Genomic DNA, 19979 nt, shown 5'->3' on the forward strand with positions numbered 1-19979 from the left:
AGCACCATGTCGCTCCCCCTAGAGGGACTTTCCGCGATCGTCACCGGCGCCGGGCGCGGGCTCGGGCGCGCCGAAGCGCTCGAACTCGCCCGCCTCGGCGCGAGCGTGGTCGTCAACGACTTCGGCCAGCCGGGCCGCGACGGCTCCGGCGAGGCCTCGGCCGCCCCGGCCGAGGAGGTCGCGGCCGAGATCCGCGCGGCGGGCGGGCAGGCGGTGGCGCACCTCGGTGACGTGGCCGACTTCGAGCAGGCCCGCGAGCTGGTCGACCTGGCGGTGAGCAGCTTCGGCAAGCTCGACGTGCTGGTCAACAACGCGGGCATCCTGCGCGACCGGATGGTCTTCTCGATGTCGGAGGCCGAGTGGGACTCGGTGATCCGGGTCCACCTCAAGGGCCACTTCAACACCACGCACTTCGCGTCCGTGCACTGGCGGGAGCGGTCGAAGGCGGCGGGCGGGCCGGTCTACGGGCGGATCATCAACACCTCCTCGGAGGCGTTCCTCGGCGGCTCCGCCGGCCAGCCGAACTACGCGGCGGCCAAGGGCGGCATCGTCGGGCTGACCACCTCGACCGCGCTGGCGCTGGGCAAGTACGGGGTCACGGCCAACGCCATCTGCCCGCGGGCCCGTACCCGGATGACGGAGGACGTCTTCGCGGGCTTCCAGGTGCCGGAGGAGGGCAAGCTCGACGCGCTGGCGCCGGAGCACGTCTCGCCGCTGGTGGGCTACCTGGCCTCGCCGGCCTCGGCGAAGGCGAACGGGCAGCTCTTCGTCGTGCACGGCGGGATCGTGGTGGTGATGGAGCGGCCGAAGGTGGCCGCCAAGTTCGACACGACGAAGGAGGCCTTCTCCTACGAGGAGCTGGACGAGGTCCTCACCCCGCACTACGAGGCCCGCCCCGCGAACGAGACCTTCGCGGCCTCCGAGGTGCTCGGCCTCAAGCACGACTAGCGCGCGGCCGGCCGGGTCCGGCCGGTTCCCGACGCGCCCTCCGGGGGCGCCTCAAACGCCGGCGGGGGGGGGGGGGGGGTCCCCGCCGGGGTGGGGGGGGGGGGCCCCCCCCCCCCCCCCCGCGTTCCGGCCGGGGGTCAGCCGATGTGGTACGAGTCCCCGTAGACCTTCCAGTCCAGCGGGGTGTTCAGGGCGAGGTTGCCCTTCTTGAGCCAGACCCGCTGGGCGGTGTCGACGCGGCTCGTGTCGCTGTGCGCCTCCTCCTGCTTCATCGCCCAGACGCGGGCGTCGAGGAAGGCGTTCAGCCAGGTGGTCTCGTTGCCGCCCTGGGCCGGGGGCTTGGCCTTGGACAGGGCGCGCTTGCGGATGTTGCGGAAGCTGGTGGAGTCGGTGCCGTCGCCGTGCATGACGATGGCGTCGTAGTACGCGAACTGGCCGAGCGCGCCGACCCCGTCGGCCTTGCCCTGGTTCACGGCCGGGTTGAAGTACACCCGGTCCCGCTCGTGGTCCTGGGCCTTCTTGAAGGTGGAGTCGGCCGCGGCCTTGGCCCAGTCCTTGGTGAAGTTCGGGTCGAGGCCCTTGTGCGAGGGGGTGCCGTTGACCTTGCGCAGGGCGGGGAGGTACTTGGCGAGGACGTTGTCCGGCTTGACGCTCGTGTAGTACTCGACGAGGTCGAGCATGTCGCCGGTGCCGGAACAGAAGCCGATGATCCCGGCGGTGTAGCCGCGGTCGTCGTCTATGTCCTCGATGTACTTGTACTGCGCCTTCCAGTCCAGCGAGGAGTTCTCCGCGCTGGACACGATCTGCATGGCGACGTCCTTCTTCGCCGGGTCGTCCAGGCCGGTGGCCTGGGCGCCGAAGGTGGCTGCCGAGAGGGGGGCGGCGGCCGCGGGGGCGGTGGCGGGCGAGGCGTGGGCCGCGACCGGGACGGCGAGGACGGCCGCGCCGAGGAGGGCCCCGACGGCCAGCCTCGTGCGACGCGCATTAATGGTGCGGAAATGAGGGGTGAACACGACGCCTCCAGGGGGGAGTTGGTGCGCTCCGCTTATGTTAGGAAACTTACCTATCATATAAACGGGCGTGCCGAACACCCCTCCGGCACGGTGTGACGGTGGGTCAACGGGGCTTACTGGAACGACTCCTACCGCAGCGGCGCCTACTGGAGCGGGGCTTGCTGGAGCGGTACGGGCCGCTGCGCGGTCGCGGGCGTCGGCTCGGGATCGACCCGCAGCGGCGGCGGCGGGCCCTGCGGGAGCCCCAGGCTCACGACGCCGCACGGCACGGCCCCGGTCGCGTACGGCAGCCGCAGGCGGCCCTCGCGCGACCACAGCCCGGTGCCGACCCACCCCATGGGCGCCCCGAGCCGGAAGACGTACCGGTCCGCCGGGCGCCACAGCGCGATCCCGGCCGCACCCGCGGCGGCCCCCGGGCCCGGCTCGTCGATCCGCAGCGCCACCGCGCAGCTCTCCGGCATCAGCATCTGCCCCGGCTGCACCGCGAACGGAACCGCCGTCGCCCCCTCGGCCCGCAGGCACTCCGGGAAGCGCACCGGCCGCGAACTGCCCAGCACCCCCCAGCCCAGCCGGGCCCCCTCGCCCGGCGACGGCGCGTCCGAGCGGATCAGCAGCAGCCCGCTGTCCGGGTCGGCCAGCAGCAGGTGGTCGTCACTGGCCTCGGTGATCTGGAGCAGCGGCGAGACCTCGCCGCCCCGCCCCAGGTCCACCACGACGGCCTTGGTGCGCCCGTCCCGCTCCCGGTCCAGGGCCAGCAACCGCCCCTCCCGGTCCAGCCAGACGCCCCCCGAGCAGTGCCCGGGCACCTCGGCGACCCACTCGGGCCCGAAGCTGCCGCCGGCCACCTGCCACACCGTCGTGGAACGCTCGCCGACGGCCAGGGCGTAGGCGCTGCGCCCGTCCGGCGCGGGCGGCAGCAGGGTCAGCTGCCCGCACTCCAGGGCGCCCAGCGGCAACTGCCCGGTGCGCGGACCGGTGTGCGGCCCGCCGTGCGTGCCGGTGGGGTAGAGCAGGGAGAACGCGTGGTGCCCGGCGACCCGGCGGTGGATCAGCACCCGACCGTCGGCCAGCGGGAGGACCTCGCTGTCGGCCTCCTCGGGCTGCTCCAGCGGGAGCGGGACGGCGTACGGCTCGGGGCCGTCCAGGGTCCAGCGCTCGGGGTAGCGGGCCTGCCCCTCGCCGGCCAGTCGGGCGGCGTACGAACCGTCCGCGGCGATGACGAAACCCGGTCCCGGTCCCGCGGTCGGTCCCGCGGCCGGTCCCGGTCCCGCGGTCGGCGCGGTCGGCGTGGCGTTCGTGGCCTCGGCCGCCGGCCCGTCGGGCACCGCGGCGGCCCCGGCCGCGCCCTCGGTGGCGGCCTCCGCCGCGGCTCGTGTCACCGGCTCCTCAACAGCACAGGCAGTCATCTGTGCGTCACCTCCGGTGAGGAAGCTAGTTTTCGTACTCCTTGCCGAGCGGCACGACCCAGCCCGCTTCACACGTACGGGTGGCCGCCCGGCGATTCGCCTGTGATGGGGGAGACGATTGTGCTGTGCGATATCGGGGCGTTTAGGGTTAGGCATGCCTAACCGGGGCCCTCACCCCCTCTCCGCCCCCACCCCCAGGAGTTGTGACATGTCCTTCCGACGCCGCGGCGCGGCCGCCGTCGCCCTCGCCACCGCAGCCACGCTCCTCCTCACCGCCTGCGGCGGCCAGGACGCCACGTCGGGCAAGGACGCCCCGGCCGCGGGCGGCGGCGACAAGAAGGCCGTCGCGCAGGGGGGCAAGGACTTCTCCGACGCCGCGAAGAAGACCGCGGCCTTCGGGACCACCGCCGCGGCCGGACAGTTCCCGCGCACCATCAACCACGCGATGGGCGCCACCGAGCTCAAGGCCGCCCCCCAGCGGGTCGTGGTCCTGGACGTCGGCGAGCTCGACAACGTCGTCTCGCTCGGCCTCCAGCCCGTCGGCTACGCGCCCACCGAGGGCGACGAGGGCATCCCCGGCTACCTCAAGAAGGACGCGGGCACCCCCAAGTCGGTCGGCACCATCAACAGCCTCAACCTGGAGGCGATCAACGCCCTCAAGCCCGACCTGATCCTCGGCAGCCAGCTGCGCTCCGCCGACAAGTACGCGGCCCTGTCGAAGATCGCCCCGACCGTCTTCTCCATTCGCCCGGGCTTCCCGTGGAAGGAGAACTACCTCCTGAACGCGGCCGCGCTGGACAGGACCGCCGAGGCCAAGGCCAAGCTCGACGCCTACCAGGCCAAGGCGAAGAAGCTCGGCGACGACCTCGGCGAGCACAAGCCGACCGTCACGATGCTGCGCTACATGCCGGGCAAGACCCGCCTGTACGCCGGGGCCTCCTTCATCGGCACGATCCTCAAGGACACCGGCATCCCGCGCCCGAAGAACCAGCAGGCCGAGGAACTGGCCGTCGAGGTCAGCCCCGAGCGCATGGACGAGGCCGCCGCCGACTGGATCTTCACCGGCGTCTACGGCGCCAAGGACAAGACCAAGCGGGACTCCGCCGAGGACAACCCGCTCTGGAAGGGCCTGGACGCGGTCAAGAAGGGCCAGGCCAAGGACGTGCCGGACGAGACCTGGTACCTCGGTCTCGGCGTGACCGCCGCCGACAAGGTCCTCGACGACCTGCGGACCTTCCTCGGCAAGTAACACCCCGTGCCCCGGGGCACCCCCCGCTGGTCGGCGGGGGGTGCGCCACGGACGGTAGCCTTGGCCCGTGCCCCGTCTCTCTGAAGTCATCGCCGCGCTGGACGCTCTCTGGCCGCCCTCACGGGCCGAGCAGTGGGACGCCGTCGGAACCGTCTGCGGCGACCCCGACGCCGAGGTCTCCCGGGTCCTGTTCGCGGTCGACCCGGTGCAGGAGATCGTCGACGAGGCGGTGAAGCTGGGCGCCGACCTGCTCGTCGCCCACCACCCGCTCTACCTGCGCGGCACCACCACGGTCGAGGCGGGCACCTTCAAGGGCCGCGTCGTGCACACGCTGATCAAGAACGACATCGCGCTGCACGTCGCCCACACCAACGCCGACAGCGCCGACCCCGGGGTCTCCGACGCCCTCGCGGGCGCGCTCGACCTGCGCATCACCGGGCCGCTCGTGCCCGACCCCACCGACCCCGAAGGCCGCCGGGGCCTGGGCCGGATCTGCGCGCTCGACCACCCCGAGACCCTGCGCGAGTTCGCCGCGCGGGCCGCAGCCCGCCTCCCGCACACCGCGCAGGGCATCCGCGCCGCCGGCGACCCGGACGCGCTGATCCGCACCGTCGCCGTCAGCGGCGGCTCCGGCGACAGCCTCTTCGACCAGGTGCGGGCGGCCGGCGTGGACGCCTTCCTCACCGCCGACCTGCGCCACCACCCGGCGTCCGAGGCGCGCGAGCGGTCCCCGCTCGCCCTCGTCGACGCCGCCCACTGGGCCACCGAGTGGCCCTGGTGCGAGCAGGCCGCGGCGCAGCTCGACGCGATCTCCGAGCGCCACGGCTGGGGTCTTCGTACCCACGTCTCGCGCACGGTCACCGACCCCTGGACGGCGCACGCGCCGTCCGTTTCCGCCCCTTCTCTCCCTGGAGCCCCCAACTGAACGCCGAGCCCGCCGACCAGATCCGACTTCTCGACGTCCAGGCCCTGGACGTGCGGCTGTCCCAGCTCGACCACAAGCGCACCTCGCTGCCCGAGCACCTGGAGCTGGAGTCCCTGACCAGCGACCTGACACAGCAGCGCGACCTCCTCGTCGCCGCGCAGACGCAGGAGAGCGACGCCGCCCGCGAGCAGGTCAAGGCCGAGCAGGACGTGGACCAGGTCCGCACCCGCGCGGTGCGCGACCAGGCCCGCCTGGACTCCGGCGTGGGCGTCTCCGCCCGCGACCTGGCGAACCTCCAGAGCGAGCTGGTCTCCCTCGCCAAGCGCCAGGGCGACCTGGAGGACGTCGTCCTCGACGTCATGGAGCGCCGCGAGGCCGCCGCCGAGCGCGTCGCCGCGCTGACCGCGCGCGTCACCGAACTCCAGGGCAAGGCCGACGACGCCACCGTGCGCCGCGACGCCGCCCTCGCCGCCTTCGACGCGGACACCGCGAAGGTCGCCAAGGACCGCGAGCTGATCGTCGCCTCGATCCCGGCGCCGCTCATCGCCCTGTACGAGAAGATCCGGGCCAAGCAGAACGGCGTCGGCGCGGCCAAGCTGTACCAGCGCCGCTGCGAGGGCTGCCGCCTGGAGCTCGACATGGCCGAGGTCAACGAGATCAAGGCCGCGGCCCGCAACGAGGTCGTCCGGCACGAGAACTGCGGCCGCATCCTGGTCCGTACGGCGGACTCGGGCATCTGATGCCGCGCGTGGTCGTCGAGGCGGACGGCGGCTCCCGGGGCAACCCGGGGCCCGCCGGCTACGGCGCGGTGGTCCTCGACCCGACGACGGGGGAGACCCTCGCCGAGCGGGCCGAGTTCATCGGCGTCGCCACCAACAACGTGGCCGAGTACAAGGGCCTGGTGGCGGGCCTCACGGCGGTCCGCGAACTGTTCCCCGACGCCACGGTGCTGGTGCGGATGGACTCCAAGCTCGTCGTCGAGCAGATGTCCGGCCGCTGGAAGATCAAGCACCCGGACATGAAGCCGCTGGCGGCCGAGGCCGCGCGGATCCTGCCGCGCGCCCAGGTCACCTACGAGTGGATCCCGCGCGAGCGGAACAAGCACGCCGACCGGCTCGCCAACGAGGCGATGGACGCGGGCAAGCGGGGCCGCCAGTGGGAGCCGTCCGCTTCCTCGGCCGCCCTCGACCGCGGCGCGGCCGGGGCGCTGGCCACCCCGCCGCCCGCGGGTCCGCCCGGTGACGCCGCGGCGGGTCTCGCCGCGGCCCGCGCCGCGCTCGCGGGGACCCGTATCGCCCCCGTCGCGCTGCCCGCCGAGGCGGACACCCTGTTCGCGCAGGAGCCCGCCCCGGAGGCGCAGGCTCCGGCCGCGAGCGCCCCCGGCTGGGGGGCGCCCGACCTCGGGACGCCCGCCACCTTCGTGCTGCTGCGGCACGGCGAGACCGCCCTCACCCCGCAGAAGCGCTTCTCCGGGAGCGGCGGCAGCGACCCCGAACTCTCCGCGGCCGGGCGCCGCCAGGCCGAGGCCGTGGCCGCCGCGCTCGCCGCCCGCGGCACCGTGCAGGCGATCGTCAGCTCCCCGCTGCGCCGCTGCCGCGAGACCGCGCAGGCCGTCGCCGACCGGCTCGGTCTGCCCGTCGCGGTCGAGGAAGGGCTGCGCGAGACGGACTTCGGGGCCTGGGAGGGCCTCACCTTCGGCGAGGTGCGGGAGCGCTACCCGGCCGACCTCGACGCCTGGCTGAAGTCCGCGAAGGCGGCCCCCACCGGCGGCGGCGAGAGCTTCGCCACCGTCACCCGCCGGGTCGCCGCCACCCGCGACCGGCTGCTGGCCGCGCACGCGGGCCGCACGGCCCTGCTGGTCACGCACGTGACCCCGGTCAAGACCCTGGTCCGGCTCGCCCTGGGGGCCCCGCCGGAATCCCTGTTCCGGATGGAACTGTCCGCGGCCTCGCTCTCGGCGGTCGCCTACTACGCCGACGGCAACGCCTCGCTGCGCCTGCTGAACGACACCTCGCACCTGCGGTAGCGCGTACCCGGGTACGGACCCGGGTACGAAAACGCCTCCGGCCCGCACTTTCCAGTGCGGGCCGGAGGCGTTCTTCGTCAGGCGCGCAGACCGACACAAGCTGTACGCCGGGTTCTGTCGCCCGGTGATCTCGCGATCGCCGGGGAGACGGCCATCCATCTAGGACCGGCGTTGCCGCCGGCCTCGTGCGGTCTACCCGCGGACTCGGGCGGGCAGCCCTCGAACGTCCGCGCAGAGCCGTCCGGAGACGACTCCTCTTGACCTTGCTCCGGGTGGGGTTTACCTAGCCGCCTGAGTCACCTCAGGCGCTGGTGGTCTCTTACACCACCGTTTCACCCTTACCCGGGACCGAAGTCCCGGGCGGTCTGTTTTCTGTGGCACTGTCCCGCGGGTCACCCCGGGTGGCCGTTAGCCACCACCCTGCCCTGTGGAGCCCGGACGTTCCTCGGCGGGATCCGAAGACCCCGACGCGGCCGCCCGCCTGTGTCGTTCTGCGCTGCGCCCATGCTACCCGGCCGTGAAGAGCACGCCCGTCGCGGCCGCCGGATCCGCCGAGGTCAGGGTGACCCGGATCCGGGACCCGAGGGGGAGCGGGGCCGCGGCGGACTCGACCCGGCCCACCACCGCCGGCTCCTCCAGGTGGACCGTGCCCACCCTCGGCTCGTGGTCCTTGACGTCGATCACCGTGGCCTCGAAGGTCTCGCCCACGTGGTCCTTGAGGACCGCCGCCTCCACCAGGTCCACCGAGCCCCGCTCCACCGCGTTCGCCAGCCGGGTGCCGTCCGCCATCTCCTTCGGCAGGGTCGCCAGCGCCTCCACCGCCCACGCGGGCGGATCCGTGCCCGCCACCGCGGCCAGGCACAGCTCGCCGCTGTAGCGGTCGACCAGCCGCCGCAGCGGGGCCGTGCAGTGCGCGTACGGCGCGGCGACCGCCGCGTGCAGCACCGGGGAGGGGACCTCCCCGCCCGTGAAGGCGGTGTACCCGGCCCCGCGCAACAGGGCCGTGCACTCCTGGAGGAACGCCGCGTGCGCCGGGACGTGCGGGTCCAGGGAACGGACCAGCTGCGCGTACGGCACGTGGTGCGGCCAGTCGATGCGCAGCGCCCGCGCGGCGCGGCGCAACCGGCCGACCGCGCCGTCGGGGGCCGAGGGCAGGGTGCGCAGGATGCCGGTGCCCGCCGCGAGCATCAGGTCCGCGGCCGCCATCCCCGTCATCAGGGAGATCTGGGCGTTCCAGCCGTCGGCGGGCAGCGGGGCCCGGTAGACCAGCGCGTAGTCGCCGTCGTGCTCGACGACCTCCTGCTCGGGCACGTTCAGCGAGATCCCGCCGCGCTCGGTCTCCAGCGCCTCGCGCAACGTCCCCACGTCCCGCAGCAGGGCCAGGGGCTCCTCGGCGGTGCCGCCGTCGATGGCCCGCTGGACGCCCTCGTAGTCCAGCTTGGCCCGGCTCCGTACGAGCGCCCGGCGGACGTCGGTGGTCACCACCCGGCCGTCCGCGTCGAGGTCGAGCCGCCACAGCAGGGCCGGGCGGGTCCGGTCCGGCAGCAGGCTGGCGGCGCCCTCCGAGAGCACCGGCGGGTGCAGCGGGACCTTCCCGTCGGGGAAGTACAGGGTCGTCACCCGGCGGTGCGCCTCCGCGTCCAGGGCGCCGCCCGGGGTGACGAAGGCCGCCACGTCCGCGATGGCGTAGTGCACCCGGAAGCCGCCGCCCGGGCGCCGGGCCAGATGCATCGCCTGGTCCAGGTCGACGGAGGTCGGCGGGTCGATGGTGAAGAGCGGGATCTCGGTGGCGTCCAGCTCGGGCAGCCGTGGCGCTCCGGCTGCCTGCTCGGCCTCCGCCCGTACGGCCGGGGGGAAGTCCTGCGGCACGCCCAGCCGCGTCCGCAGGTCGCGCAGCGCGGCCGACAGCACGGCCCCGTCCGCGCCGGTCATGTGCAGGTGACGGCGTGGCATGGACCGAGCCTATGGCCGGTGCGGCGGGGCGGCGCGGCGAGCCGTCTACTCTGGCCGGGGGGCCGCACCCCCCGCAACGCGCCGGACCGGTCGTACCGGCCGCATCGAAGGAGAACCACCGTGCTCGTGCTGTTGCCGCCGTCCGAAGGAAAGGCCGCCGGCGGCTCCGGCGCACCCCTGAAGGCGGAGGGGCTGTCCCTGCCGGGGCTGGCCGCCGCCCGAGCGGCGGTGCTGGAGGAACTGGTAGAGCTGTGCGCGGCCGACGAGGACAAGGCGCGCGAGGTGCTCGGGCTCAGCGAGGGCCTGCGCGGCGAGGTCGCGAAGAACGCGGGCCTGCGCGGCGCTGTCGCGCGGCCGGCCGGGGAGATCTACACCGGGGTGCTCTACGACGCCCTCGGGCTGGCCGATCTGACGCCGGGGGCGCGGGAGCTGGCGGACCGTTCGCTGCTGGTCTTCTCCGGCCTGTGGGGCGCGGTCCGGGTGACGGACCGGATCCCCTCCTACCGCTGTTCGATGGGCGTCAAGCTGCCGGGGCTGGGGGCGCTGGGGGCGTACTGGCGCACGCCGATGGCGTCGGTGCTGCCGGAGGTGGCCGGGGAGGGGCTCGTCCTGGACCTGCGGTCGGCGGCGTACGGCGCGGCGTGGAAGCCGAAGGGGGAGGTGGCGGGGCGGACCGCGACGGTGCGGGTGCTGCATGCGCAGGTGGTGGACGGGGTGGAGAAGCGGTCGGTGGTGAGCCACTTCAACAAGGCGACCAAGGGGCGGTTGGTCCGTGACCTGCTGTCGGCGGGGGCGGTGCCGGTGGGGCCTGCCGAGCTCGTCACGGCCCTGCGGGACCTCGGCTTCGCGGTCGAGGCGGAGCCGCCCGCGAAGCCGGGCCGCCCCTGGTCCCTAGACGTGATCGTCACCCAAATCCACTGACCCCCCGCCTCAATCGCCGGCGAGGCTGAAGCCGCCCCGCGCCGCCCCCCGGGGCTCCGCCCCGGACCCCGCGCCTCAATCGCCGGCGGGGCTGGAGTTGGCTCGGGCCCCGGGGCTCCGCCCCGGACCCCGCGCCTCAATCGCCGGCGGGGCTGGAGTTGGCTCGGGCCCCGGGGCTCCGCCCCGAACCCTGCGCCTCAATCGCCGGCGGGGCTGGAGTTGGCTCGGGCCCCGGGGCTCCGCCCCGGACCCCGCGCCTCAAACGCCGGCGGGGCTGGAGTCGGCTCGGGCCCCGGGGCTCCGCCCCGGACCCCGCGCCTCAAACGCCGGCGGGGCTAGATGTGGGCCCGGCTATTCCAGCCCGTCCGGCGTTTGAGGACCGGGTCCGGGCGGAGCCCGGGAAGCGGTGGGGTGGGCGGCGGGTGCGGGTCGGCCCCCGGGGCTCCGCCCCGGACCCCGCGCCTCAAACGCCGGCGGGGCTGGATGTGGCCGATTGAGGGCTGGGTCAGCGGCCGAGGGGCCAGGCTACGGCTTGGGGGGTGTGGGGGGTGGTGCCCGCGTATTGGGCGCAGGCGTCGGTCAGGGTTTCCAGGAGGGTGAGGGGGTCCGGGAGGGCGTGCTCCATGCCCCGGATCCAGCTGACCGCCAGGTCACCGGGGAGGACGGCCGGCGGCACCAGCACGTAGCTGCCACGGCAGTGCCACCGCAGCCCGGGGTGCTCGTCCATGGTCTCGGGGTGACAGTCCAGCTCGCACGGCCACCACTCGTCCTCGTCCTCCGGCGTACCCCGCGTCGCGGTGAAGAAGAGCATCCGGGCGTGGTCGCCCGTACCGCCGGACTCGGCGACCGGCCCCACCTCGACACCGGCGGCCAGCAGCCGCTCCAGCGCGCTGAGCCCGGCTTCCAGCGGGACGTCCAGGACGTCGTGGACCATGCCGGTCGCGGTGATGAAGTTCGCCTCGGGCTGGTTGCGGGCCCAACGCTCGACCTGCGCGCGGTCGGTGGTCGACTGCGTCTGCCAGGCGAAGGAGATCGGGTGCCGCGCGGGGGTGGGACAGCCGATGCGGTCGCACGAACATCGGTAGCCGGCGGGATGTGCGGCGGGTGACAGCGGCAGGCCCGCGGCGGCGACGGCCAGGAGCAGCGCTTCACGCTCGCGCCCCGAGTCCTCGGCAGCCGGTTTGGACCGGCGGCGCAGCCATTGGGAAATCCTGCTCTGCGGACCGCGCGTGACGCGGTCGGACCCTGACCCCATCTATCCCCTCACCTCACCGTTACCCCGGCAGATCCCACCATGGTCCCACCATCCTGCGCCCCGGATGACCGCTCTCCCCAACCGGGGGTCTCCGGACGAGGGGCGCGGATCCGTCAAGTACCCCTACAGAACCGCATATTTCAGCCAAGGTTTCTCGGCCGTTCGAGCCCAGGTCCCCGGCGGTGACTTTCGCCACCACGCCGTCCCGGCCAGAAACCACCCCATCGGTTCACTGCGCCGCCGCGCCGGAGGAGAGACGATTCTCTTCACACTCGGCCCACGTCCGTCGTGAGGAGCCTTCTTTGCGCAGAGACGCCACACCCCGGCGTTACCTGATGTGCCCACCCGCGCACTTCAAGGTCACGTATTCGATCAACCCGTGGATGGATCCCACGAAGCCGGTCGACCTGCCCCTCGCCCTCGCCCAATGGGAAGACCTGAGGGACCGTTACCGCTCCCTCGGCCACACCGTCGAGACGCTCACGCCGCAACCCGGCCTGCCCGACATGGTCTTCGCGGCGAACGGCGCGACCGTCATCGACGGCCGCGTCCTCGGGGCCCGCTTCGCCTACCCGGAGCGCGCCGCCGAGGCCGAGGCCCACTTGGACTGGTTCCGGGGGAACGGTTTCACGGAGGTGCACGAGCCGTCCCACATCAACGAGGGCGAGGGGGACTTCGCGGTCACCCGGTCCTACGTCCTGGCGGGCCGGGGCTTCCGCTCCAGTCCGCTCTCCCACGACGAGGCCCAGGAGTTCTTCGGCCGCCCGGTGATCGGCCTCGACCTGGTCGACCCGCGCTACTACCACCTGGACACCGCGCTCAGCGTCCTGGACGGCGACGAGGTCATGTACTACCCGGAGGCCTTCTCGCCGGGCAGCCGCTCGGTCCTGCGCCGCCTCTTCCCGGACGCCCTGCTCGCGTCCGGGCAGGACGCCGCGGCCCTCGGGCTCAACGCGGTCTCCGACGGCCGCCACGTCCTGCTCCCGCAGGCCGCGGCGGGCCTCGTGGCCCCGCTGCGCGCGCGGGGCTTCGAACCGGTCCCGATGGACCTGACCGAACTGCTCAAGGGCGGCGGCAGCGTGAAGTGCTGCACCCAGGAGCTGCGCCCGGCGGCCGAGGAGGTGGCGGGCTAGCCCGGGGCTAGTCCGTGGGGACCGGCGGCCATTCCTGGCCCCAGTCGGCGTCCCGCGCCGCCTTGTACAGGTCACCGTGGCGCTTGGTCACGGTGGCCCGGGACAGGCCCGGCGCGTCACCGGCCGCCGGTCCGCACAGGTCCAGCAGGACGAGGCCCTTGCGGATCTGCGGCCGGCGGGTGATCCGCGAGGTGGCGGGGGTGGCCGGTACGCGCGTCGCGGCGACGTAACTGAACTTCTCGTCCTCGTAGGCGAGCGAACCGCCCTTGACCTGTCGGTGCAGGGAGGAGCGGCTGACCCGGGCCGAGAAGTGGCACCAGTCCTCGCCGACCTCGATCGGGCAGGTGCCGTCGTGCGGGCAGGGCGCGGCGATCCGCAGCCCGGCCGCGATCAGCAGGTCGCGGGCCTCCCGTACGCGCAGGTACCCGTCGGGCGTGCCCGGCTCGATGATCACCACGGTCCGCGCCGCCCGGGCCGCCTCGGCGACGACGGCGCCGCGCGCCTCGGGGGTCAGCTCGCCCAGGACGTACGACACGGTCACCAGGTCGGCCTCGGGCAGCTCCAGCCCCGCTCCGATCACCGCGCGCCGCCACTCGGCGGCGCGCAGCACCTCGGAGGACGAGCCGGCGGCCAGCTCCCGGCCCAGGGTCAGCGCGGGCTCGGCCCAGTCCAGGACGGTGGTCCGGCGCGGCCCGCCCCAGGTGGCGTCCACCGCCCAGGTCGCCGCGCCGGTGCCGCCGCCGACGTCCACGTGCGAGGCGGGCGTCCAGTCCGGGGCCGCGATCGCGAGGGCGTCCAGGGCGGCCCGTACCGCCTCGAAGGTCGCGGGCATCCGGTACGCCGCGTACGCCGCGACGTCGGAGCGGTCGCGCAGGACCGGGACGTTCGTCGGGGTCTGGCCGCGGTAATTGGCGATCAGCCGCTCGACCGCGGCCGCGGCCTGCTTCGGCGGGAGTCCGTCGAGCAGCCCGCCGAGCGCGGCGCGGAGGGTGTCGGCGGAGGTGGGTACAGAGGGGTTCACCCGCTGAGTTTACGGCGCTGCCGGGGCCAGGGGTTCCCGCGCCCGCCACGGGCGGCACATGCCCAGGAAGCAGGCGACCGACAGCAGCGAGCACACCAGCTGGACGACGGCCATCGGCACCGCCGTGTGCTCGCCGGCGATCCCGACCAGCGGCGAGGCGATCGCGCCGACGAGGAACGAGGAGGTGCCCAGCAGGGCGGAGGCGGAGCCCGCGGCGTGCGGGGTGCGCATCAGGGCCTGTGCGTTGGTGTTGGGCAGCAGCAGGCCCATCGCGGACATGAGGACGAAGAGGGCGGCGGCGACCGGGAGGAGCCCGACCTTGCCGAAGATCCCGCTCGACATCACCAGCAGCGCCACCGAGGCGGTCGTGATGATGGCCAGGCCCACGGCGAGCGCCTTGTCCAGGCTGACCCGGCCCACGAGCAGCTTGCCGTTGATCTGGCCGACGATGATCAGGCCGACGGAGTTGAGGCCGAAGAGCAGGCTGAACTCCTGCGCGGAGGCGCCGTAGATCTCCTGGATCACGAAGGGCGAGGCGGAGATGTAGGAGAAGAGCACGGCGAAGGCGAAGCCGCCGGCCAGGGTGTAGCCCGCGAAGACCCGGTCGGCGAGCAGCCCGCGCATGGTGGACAGGGCCGCGCCGACGCCGCCGGTCTGGCGGCGCTCCACCGGCAGGGTCTCGCCGAGGCCGCGCCAGACCAGGGCGGTGAGCACGACGCCGACGCCGGTCAGGACGAGGAAGACCCCGCGCCAGTCGGCGAAGCGCAGCACCTGGCCGCCGACGAGCGGCGCGACGATGGGGGCGGCGCCGGATATGAGCATCAGGGTGGAGAAGAACTTGGCCATCTCGACGCCGTCGTACAGGTCGCGCACGGCGGCCCGCGCGATCACGATCGCGGCCGCTCCGGCGAGGCCCTGCACGAGGCGGAAGCCGATGAGCAGTTCGACGGTGGGGGCGAAGGCGCAGACGGCGGTGGCCAGGACGTAGACGACCATGCCGGTCAGCAGCGGGGTGCGGCGCCCCCACTTGTCGCTCATCGGCCCGATGACCAGCTGGCCGAGGGCCATGCCGATGAGGCAGGCGGTCAGGGTGAGCTGGACGGTGGCGGCCGGGCTGTCGAGGGAGCTCGTGACGGCGGGCAGGGCCGGCAGGTACATGTCCATGGACAGCGGCGGGAGGGCGGTGAGCCCGCCGAGTATGAAGGTGACGAGCAGCCCGGTCCGGCGGGCGGCCAGGGCGGTCGCGGTCGCGGGTTCCGCGGCGCCGCTGGTGGGCGTGGGGGCCGTCGCGGGACCTCTCTCCGTCATGCGAAACTCCGTCTTCTCGTCGCTCTGCTCATCGCTTCTTCATACGTTTGTCCGACCCATGCTCTCAGCTATCGGAACGGCCGGGGGCCGCAGCTCGGGCTGACGTACCCTGCGGCCTCATGAACGCAAGCACGAAGAAGATCGCCGTGGTGACCGGCGCCGGATCGGGCATCGGGCGTACGGTCGCCCTCGCCCTGGCGGGTGCGGGCTGGAGCCTGGCCCTGGCGGGCCGCCGGCCCGGTCCGCTGGCGGAGACGGCCGAGCTGGCGGGCTCCGGTGCGGGGGCGGGGGCGGAGGTCCTGTGCCTGCCCACCGACGTGAGCGACCCGGCCGCCGTGGACGCGCTGTACGCGGCCGTGGCCGAGCGGTACGGGCGCCTGGACCTGCTCTTCAACAACGCGGGCACCTTCGGGCCGGGCGGGGTCGCGCTGGAGGACATCACCTACGAGGCGTGGAAGCAGGCCGTCGACGTCAACCTGACCGGGGCCTTCCTCTGCGCGCAGGGTGCCTTCCGGCTGATGAAGGCGCAGGACCCGCAGGGCGGCCGGATCATCAACAACGGCTCCATCTCCGCGCACGTCCCGCGCCCGAACTCCATCGCCTACACGGCGACCAAGCACGCGATGACGGGCCTGACGAAGTCGCTGTCGCTGGACGGGCGGCCGTACCGGATCGCCTGCGGGCAGATCGACATCGGCAACGCGGCCACGGAGATGACGGAGCGGATGAGCACCGGGATCCTGCAGGCCGATGGGCGGCTCGCGGTCGAGCCGGTGATGGATGCGGGGGATGTGGCGGCGACCGTGCTCCACATGGCTGAGCTGCCGCTCGGGGCCAACGTGCAGTTCGCGACGGTCATGGCGACGACGATGCCGTACATCGGCCGCGGCTGACCCCCGCCTCAATCGCCGGCGGGGCCTTTCCGTTCCCCTGCCCAATTCAGCCCGCCCGGCGTTTGAGGGCCCGCCGGAGGCATGCGGAGCCGCGTCCGGCCCGCACCTTTTGTGCCTCCGGCGGGCCCTCAATCGCCGGGCGGGCTGGATGTGGCCGGCGTTGGCCGTGAGAGCGCGGGCTGGGTGTGGGGCCCTCAAGCGCCGGGCGGGCTAGATGTGGCGGGTGTTGGCCGCGAGGATGCGGGCTGGGTGTGGGGCCCTCAAGTGCCGGGCGGGCTGGATGTGGGAATGAGGGCTACGGGATGGGAGTTGAGGCGGTCATGGGTACTGAGATTCTGCGGTATACGGCTTTTTCGGCTGAGGCTGGTGGGGGGAATCCTGCTGGGGTCGTGCTTGACGCGAGGGGGCTCGACGACGCCCGGATGTTGGGGATCGCCGCGGAGTTGGGGTACAGCGAGACGGCCTTTCTGACGGCCCCGCCCGAGGGGCTCGACGCCCCCGCCGGTCGCGGCTTCACCGTGCGGTACTTCAGCCCCAAGGCCGAGGTGCCCTTCTGCGGCCACGCCACCGTCGCCACCGCCGTGGCCCTGGCCGAACGCACCGGCCCCGGCGAGCTGGTCTTCGCGACCCGCGCCGGCACCGTCCCCGTGTCGGTGACCGAGGACGCCGACGGCGTCCTGCGCGCCACCCTCACCAGCGTCGAACCGCACCTGGAGGAGATCGGCGCGGCCGACCTCGCCGAGGCGCTGGCCGCCCTGGACTGGCCCGCCGCCGACCTCGACCCGGCCTTCCCGCCGAAGATCGCCTACGCCGGGGCCCGGCACCTGGTGCTCGGCGCCGCCACCCGCGAGCGGCTCGCGGACCTCTCCTACGACTTCGCCCGCCTGGAGGCGCTGATGCGGCGCCTGGACCTCACCACGGTCCAGCTGGTGCACCGCACCGCGCCCGACGTCTTCGACGTCCGCAACCCCTTCCCGGTCGGCGGGGTGGTCGAGGACCCGGCCACCGGAGCCGCCGCGGCCGCCTTCGGGGCGTACGCGCGCGAGCTGGGCCTGGTCCCCGCCGACGCCTCCCTGACCCTGCATCAGGGCTCGGACATGGGCCGCCCCGGCGTGCTGAGCGTCGAGCTGCGCGCGGGCGACCCCCGGGTGCGGGTCGGCGGCGCGGGAGCGCGCATCCGATGAGCGGGGCGCGGTCGCGGGTGCTCGCGTACGACGCGGCCGCGGTGCCCGCGGAACTGGCCGCGCAGGTCGAGGCCCTGGAGGCGCGGGCCTGGCCCGGCGCCGCGCCCGGCCACGACCCGGCCCTCGCGCCCCGCGCGCTGCTGCTCCTCGACGCGGCGGGCGCGGTGGCCGCGTCCCTGACGCTGCTGCACAAGGAGGTCCGGCACGCGGGGCGCACGTACCGGGCCGCCGGCCTGAGCGCGGTGGTCACCCGGGCGGACGCGCGCGGGCGCGGCCACGGCGGCCACCTGGTCGCGGCGGCGCGCTCCGCCCTGGCGGAGCGACCGGGGCCGGACCTCGCCCTCTTCAGCTGCGACCGGGAGCTGGCCCCCTTCTACGCGGCGGCCGGCTTCCGGGCGCTGCCCGGGGCCGTCCTGGTCGGCGGCACCCCCGAGGACCCGCTGGCCACGGACGCACCGGGTTTCGACAAGGTGGTCATGGCCGCCTTCTTCACGGCTCAGGCCGACCCGGCCGCTTTCGCGGGGACCCGGATCGGCCTGTACTCGGGGACGATCGACCGGCTCTGGTAGCCCCTACTTCTCGGCGCCGACCGTGGCCTTCGGCCGGGCGGCCGGCGCCTTCGCCGTGTAGAGGAACAGCGCCAGCACGGGGACCAGGTACAGCGCCCACACGGTGAGCTGGAGCACGGTCGGGTCGGGCTGGAAGTTGAAGGTGCCCTTGAGCAGGGTCCCGTACCAGCTGTCCGGCGGGATCGCCCCGGAGACGTCGAAGGCCCTGCTGTTCAGACCGGGCAGGAAGTCGGCCTCCTGGAGGTCGTGGACGCCGTACGCGAGCACGCCCGCGGCGACGACGACGAGCATGCCGCCGGTCCACTTGAAGAACTTCGCCAGATTGATCGACAGCGCGCCCCGGTAGAACAGCCAGCCCAGCACGATCGCGGTGGCGATGCCGAGCAGCACGCCGATCAGCGGACCCGCGCCGTCACCGGCCGCGTGCACCGAACGCCACACGAACAGCGAGGTCTCCAGGCCCTCCCGGCCGACGGCCAGGAACGCGGTGGTCACCAGCGCGCCGGTGCCCATCGCGAGCGCGGTGTCGAGCTTGCCCTGGAGTTCGCTCTTCAGGTGCCGCGCGGTGCGCTTCATCCAGAAGACCATCCAGGTCACCAGGCCGACCGAGATGATCGACAGGCTGCCGCCGATCGCCTCCTGGGCCTGGAAGGTCAGCTCGGAGGTGCCGAACTCCAGGCCCGCGCCGAAGGCCAGCGACAGCGCGGCGGCCAGGCCCACGCCGAGCCACAGCGGTCCCAGCTTGTCCTTGTTCCCGGTCTTCACCAGGTAGGCGATGAGGATGCAGACGACCAGGCTGGCTTCCAGCCCCTCGCGCAGCCCGATCAGGTAGTTGCTGAACACGTCGGTTCCTCCCCGCGCCTATGCGAACAGCGTCCGGCCCCACCAGTCGTCCTTGTCGCGGACGCCCGGCGGGACGGCGAAGACGGCCGAACCCACGTGCTGGATGTATTCGTTGAGCGCGTCGTTCTTCGACAGGTTCCGCTGCACCGGCACGAACCCCTTGCGGATGTCGCGCATGTAGGCGAGGAAGAACAGGCCCGCGTCGAGGCGGCCCAGCCCGTCCGTACCGTCGGTGAAGGAGTAGCCGCGGCGCAGGAGCGTGGCGCCGTTGTTGCTGTCCGGGTGCGCGAGGCGCACGTGCGCCTCCGGCTTCATCGCCTTGAGGAACGGCTCGTCGCGCTCCTTGGACTTGCCGACCGGCGCGCCCTCGCCCTTGTCGCGGCCGAAGATGTCCTCCTGCTCCTGCAGGGGGGTGCGGTCCCAGGTCTCGATGTGCATCCGGATGCGGCGGGCCACCAGGTACGAGCCCCCGGTCATCCAGTCGCTGCCGTCGCCCGCGGCCGCCCACACGTGCTGGGCGAGACGCTTCTCGTCGGTGCCCGAGACGTTCCGGGTGCCGTCCTTGAAGCCCATCATGTTGCGCGGGGTCTGCTCGTCGGGCGTCGTGGACGAGGTCTTGCCGAAGCCGAGCTGGGACCAGCGCACGGCGATCTTGCCGAAGCCGATGCGGGCGAGGTTGCGGATGGCGTGCACCGCGACCTGCGGGTCGTCCGCGCAGGCCTGGACGCACAGGTCGCCGCCGGAGCGGGCCGGGTCCAGGTTGTCGCCGGGGAAGAGCTCCAGGTCCACCAGGGCGTCGGGGCGCTTGCCCTCCAGCCCGAAGCGGTCCTTGGCGAAGAGGCCGGGGCCGAAACCGATGGTCAGGGTCAGCCGGGACGGCTTGAGGCCGACGGCCTCGCCCGTGTCGTCCGGCGGGGCCTGCGCGAGGCCGCCGAAGGCACCCTCGCCGACGGCCTGACCGGCGGTCATCAGGCGGGCCGCCTCGGTCCAGTCCTTCAGCAGCTTGATCAGCTCGGCGCGGTCCTTCGTCGTCACGTCGAAGGCGGCGAAGTGCAGCCGGTCCTGGACGGCGGTGGCGATGCCGGCCTGGTGCTCGCCGTGGAAGGGCACGGCCGCGCCCGCGGAGGCCGCGGGGACGGCGTCGGAGCCGCTGGTGAGGGCGGCGACCGTACCGCCCGCCGCGGCGGCGCCGAGCGCCAGCCCGGCGCCGCCCCAGCCGAGGACGGAGCGGCGCGAGGGCGCCGTGCCCTTGCCGGTGGTGACGTCGGTGGCGGCGGCCGGGGCGCTGTCGGAACCGGGCGCCTGGTCGGGAGTGGTGTCGGACATCGGTGC

General features: G+C 73.8%; 17 protein-coding genes, 1 other RNA gene and 1 pseudogene. 10 read left to right on the forward strand and 9 right to left on the reverse strand.

The genetic code is table 11. The features are described 5' to 3' along the window. The first annotated feature begins 6 nt into the window (after positions 1-6). Positions 7-948 (forward strand): 3-oxoacyl-ACP reductase, encoded by a 942-nt coding sequence (locus ACZ4UB_RS10425; protein ID WP_468069608.1) that lies wholly within the window; start codon positions 7-9, stop codon positions 946-948. A 137-nt stretch (positions 949-1085) separates the two neighbouring features. Here the strand turns inward: ACZ4UB_RS10425 and ACZ4UB_RS10430 are convergent, their stop codons facing one another. Beyond that, positions 1086-1961 (reverse strand): chitosanase, encoded by an 876-nt coding sequence (locus ACZ4UB_RS10430; protein ID WP_468069611.1) that lies wholly within the window; start codon positions 1959-1961, stop codon positions 1086-1088. A gap of 143 nt (positions 1962-2104) precedes the next feature. Continuing rightward, entirely contained in the window at positions 2105-3367 is a 1263-nt protein-coding gene (locus tag ACZ4UB_RS10435) for a hypothetical protein (protein ID WP_468069612.1), read from the reverse strand. A gap of 208 nt (positions 3368-3575) precedes the next feature. On the opposite strand from ACZ4UB_RS10435, the gene ACZ4UB_RS10440 reads away from it, so the two are divergent. The 4 genes from ACZ4UB_RS10440 (at position 3576) to ACZ4UB_RS10455 (ending at position 7567) form a co-directional block, all read left to right on the forward strand. Continuing rightward, positions 3576-4616: an ABC transporter substrate-binding protein gene (locus ACZ4UB_RS10440; RefSeq protein WP_468069614.1), complete on the forward strand. Its 1041-nt coding sequence runs from the start codon at positions 3576-3578 to the stop codon at positions 4614-4616. Between the two features lie 67 nt (positions 4617-4683). Then, positions 4684-5541 carry a Nif3-like dinuclear metal center hexameric protein gene (locus ACZ4UB_RS10445; protein WP_468069616.1) on the forward strand — a complete coding sequence of 286 codons (858 nt, stop codon included), beginning with the start codon at positions 4684-4686 and terminating at the stop codon, positions 5539-5541. After that, complete coding sequence (locus tag ACZ4UB_RS10450) at positions 5538-6281, forward strand: zinc ribbon domain-containing protein (RefSeq protein WP_354384310.1); 744 nt, start codon at positions 5538-5540, stop codon at positions 6279-6281. The genes ACZ4UB_RS10445 and ACZ4UB_RS10450 overlap by 4 nt, the downstream gene beginning before the upstream one ends. Continuing rightward, positions 6281-7567, forward strand: a complete 1287-nt coding sequence (locus ACZ4UB_RS10455) for a bifunctional RNase H/acid phosphatase (protein ID WP_468069618.1) — start codon at positions 6281-6283, stop codon at positions 7565-7567. The genes ACZ4UB_RS10450 and ACZ4UB_RS10455 overlap by 1 nt, the downstream gene beginning before the upstream one ends. 87 nt (positions 7568-7654) lie before the next feature. Here ACZ4UB_RS10455 and rnpB read toward each other — a convergent pair. Both rnpB and ACZ4UB_RS10465 read right to left on the reverse strand, forming a co-directional pair. Next, an RNA gene (gene rnpB / locus ACZ4UB_RS10460) (RNase P RNA component class A) lies at positions 7655-8056 on the reverse strand. Positions 8057-8074: 18 nt separating this feature from the next. Beyond that, the gene (locus ACZ4UB_RS10465; RefSeq protein WP_468069620.1) at positions 8075-9520 is read right to left on the reverse strand and encodes an RNB domain-containing ribonuclease; all 1446 of its coding nucleotides are present in this window, start codon (positions 9518-9520) and stop codon (positions 8075-8077) included. A 120-nt stretch (positions 9521-9640) separates the two neighbouring features. Between ACZ4UB_RS10465 and yaaA the strand changes: the two genes are divergently transcribed. Then, positions 9641-10441: a peroxide stress protein YaaA gene (gene yaaA, locus ACZ4UB_RS10470; protein WP_468069621.1), complete on the forward strand. Its 801-nt coding sequence runs from the start codon at positions 9641-9643 to the stop codon at positions 10439-10441. Between the two features lie 505 nt (positions 10442-10946). Here yaaA and ACZ4UB_RS10475 read toward each other — a convergent pair. Beyond that, entirely contained in the window at positions 10947-11696 is a 750-nt protein-coding gene (locus ACZ4UB_RS10475; protein ID WP_468069623.1) for a bifunctional DNA primase/polymerase, read from the reverse strand. A gap of 287 nt (positions 11697-11983) precedes the next feature. Between ACZ4UB_RS10475 and ddaH the strand changes: the two are divergent. Then, positions 11984-12829: pseudogene (gene ddaH / locus ACZ4UB_RS10480) on the forward strand (dimethylargininase); the annotation flags it as partial. A 7-nt stretch (positions 12830-12836) separates the two neighbouring features. On the opposite strand, the gene ACZ4UB_RS10485 reads toward ddaH, so the two are convergent. Together ACZ4UB_RS10485 and ACZ4UB_RS10490 are read right to left on the reverse strand one after the other, a co-directional pair. Then, positions 12837-13850 carry a small ribosomal subunit Rsm22 family protein gene (locus ACZ4UB_RS10485; RefSeq protein ID WP_468069625.1) on the reverse strand — a complete coding sequence of 338 codons (1014 nt, stop codon included), beginning with the start codon at positions 13848-13850 and terminating at the stop codon, positions 12837-12839. 9 nt (positions 13851-13859) lie between these two features. Further along, complete coding sequence (locus ACZ4UB_RS10490; protein WP_468069627.1) at positions 13860-15158, reverse strand: multidrug effflux MFS transporter; 1299 nt, start codon at positions 15156-15158, stop codon at positions 13860-13862. A 119-nt stretch (positions 15159-15277) separates the two neighbouring features. Between ACZ4UB_RS10490 and ACZ4UB_RS10495 the strand changes: the two genes are divergently transcribed. From ACZ4UB_RS10495 to ACZ4UB_RS10505, 3 genes are all read left to right on the forward strand, one after another. Further along, a complete protein-coding gene (locus tag ACZ4UB_RS10495; RefSeq protein WP_468069628.1) occupies positions 15278-16051 on the forward strand; it encodes an SDR family oxidoreductase in 774 nt (257 codons plus the stop codon). Positions 16052-16371: 320 nt separating this feature from the next. Next, the gene (locus ACZ4UB_RS10500) at positions 16372-17235 is read left to right on the forward strand and encodes a PhzF family phenazine biosynthesis protein (RefSeq protein ID WP_468069631.1); all 864 of its coding nucleotides are present in this window, start codon (positions 16372-16374) and stop codon (positions 17233-17235) included. Further along, positions 17232-17804, forward strand: coding sequence for a GNAT family N-acetyltransferase (locus ACZ4UB_RS10505; RefSeq protein ID WP_468069633.1), 573 nt, complete (start codon positions 17232-17234; stop codon positions 17802-17804). Before ACZ4UB_RS10500 ends, ACZ4UB_RS10505 begins: the two co-directional genes overlap by 4 nt. Before the next feature lie 3 nt (positions 17805-17807). Here the strand turns inward: ACZ4UB_RS10505 and efeU are convergent, their stop codons facing one another. Beyond that, positions 17808-18647: an iron uptake transporter permease EfeU gene (efeU, locus tag ACZ4UB_RS10510; RefSeq protein WP_468069635.1), complete on the reverse strand. Its 840-nt coding sequence runs from the start codon at positions 18645-18647 to the stop codon at positions 17808-17810. Positions 18648-18665: 18 nt separating this feature from the next. Beyond that, positions 18666-19973 (reverse strand): iron uptake transporter deferrochelatase/peroxidase subunit, encoded by a 1308-nt coding sequence (gene efeB, locus ACZ4UB_RS10515; protein WP_468069637.1) that lies wholly within the window; start codon positions 19971-19973, stop codon positions 18666-18668. Positions 19974-19979: the final 6 nt, after the last annotated feature.

It is taken from the genome of Streptomyces sp. NPDC028419, assembly GCF_055565515.1.

What these genes read in the sequence shown, in the direction of transcription:
- ACZ4UB_RS10475 (WP_468069623.1), bottom strand. Translation starts at nt 11,696, where the DNA reads ATGGGGTCAGGGTCCGACCGCGTCACGCGCGGTCCGCAGAGCAGGATT.
- ACZ4UB_RS10440 (WP_468069614.1), top strand. Translation starts at nt 3,576, where the DNA reads ATGTCCTTCCGACGCCGCGGCGCGGCCGCCGTCGCCCTCGCCACCGCA.
- ACZ4UB_RS10505 (WP_468069633.1), top strand. Translation starts at nt 17,232, where the DNA reads ATGAGCGGGGCGCGGTCGCGGGTGCTCGCGTACGACGCGGCCGCGGTG.
- ACZ4UB_RS10455 (WP_468069618.1), top strand. Translation starts at nt 6,281, where the DNA reads ATGCCGCGCGTGGTCGTCGAGGCGGACGGCGGCTCCCGGGGCAACCCG.
- efeB (WP_468069637.1), bottom strand. Translation starts at nt 19,973, where the DNA reads ATGTCCGACACCACTCCCGACCAGGCGCCCGGTTCCGACAGCGCCCCG.
- ACZ4UB_RS10500 (WP_468069631.1), top strand. Translation starts at nt 16,372, where the DNA reads ATGGGTACTGAGATTCTGCGGTATACGGCTTTTTCGGCTGAGGCTGGT.
- ACZ4UB_RS10425 (WP_468069608.1), top strand. Translation starts at nt 7, where the DNA reads ATGTCGCTCCCCCTAGAGGGACTTTCCGCGATCGTCACCGGCGCCGGG.
- ACZ4UB_RS10435 (WP_468069612.1), bottom strand. Translation starts at nt 3,367, where the DNA reads ATGACTGCCTGTGCTGTTGAGGAGCCGGTGACACGAGCCGCGGCGGAG.
- ACZ4UB_RS10465 (WP_468069620.1), bottom strand. Translation starts at nt 9,520, where the DNA reads ATGCCACGCCGTCACCTGCACATGACCGGCGCGGACGGGGCCGTGCTG.
- ACZ4UB_RS10495 (WP_468069628.1), top strand. Translation starts at nt 15,278, where the DNA reads ATGAACGCAAGCACGAAGAAGATCGCCGTGGTGACCGGCGCCGGATCG.
- ACZ4UB_RS10490 (WP_468069627.1), bottom strand. Translation starts at nt 15,158, where the DNA reads ATGACGGAGAGAGGTCCCGCGACGGCCCCCACGCCCACCAGCGGCGCC.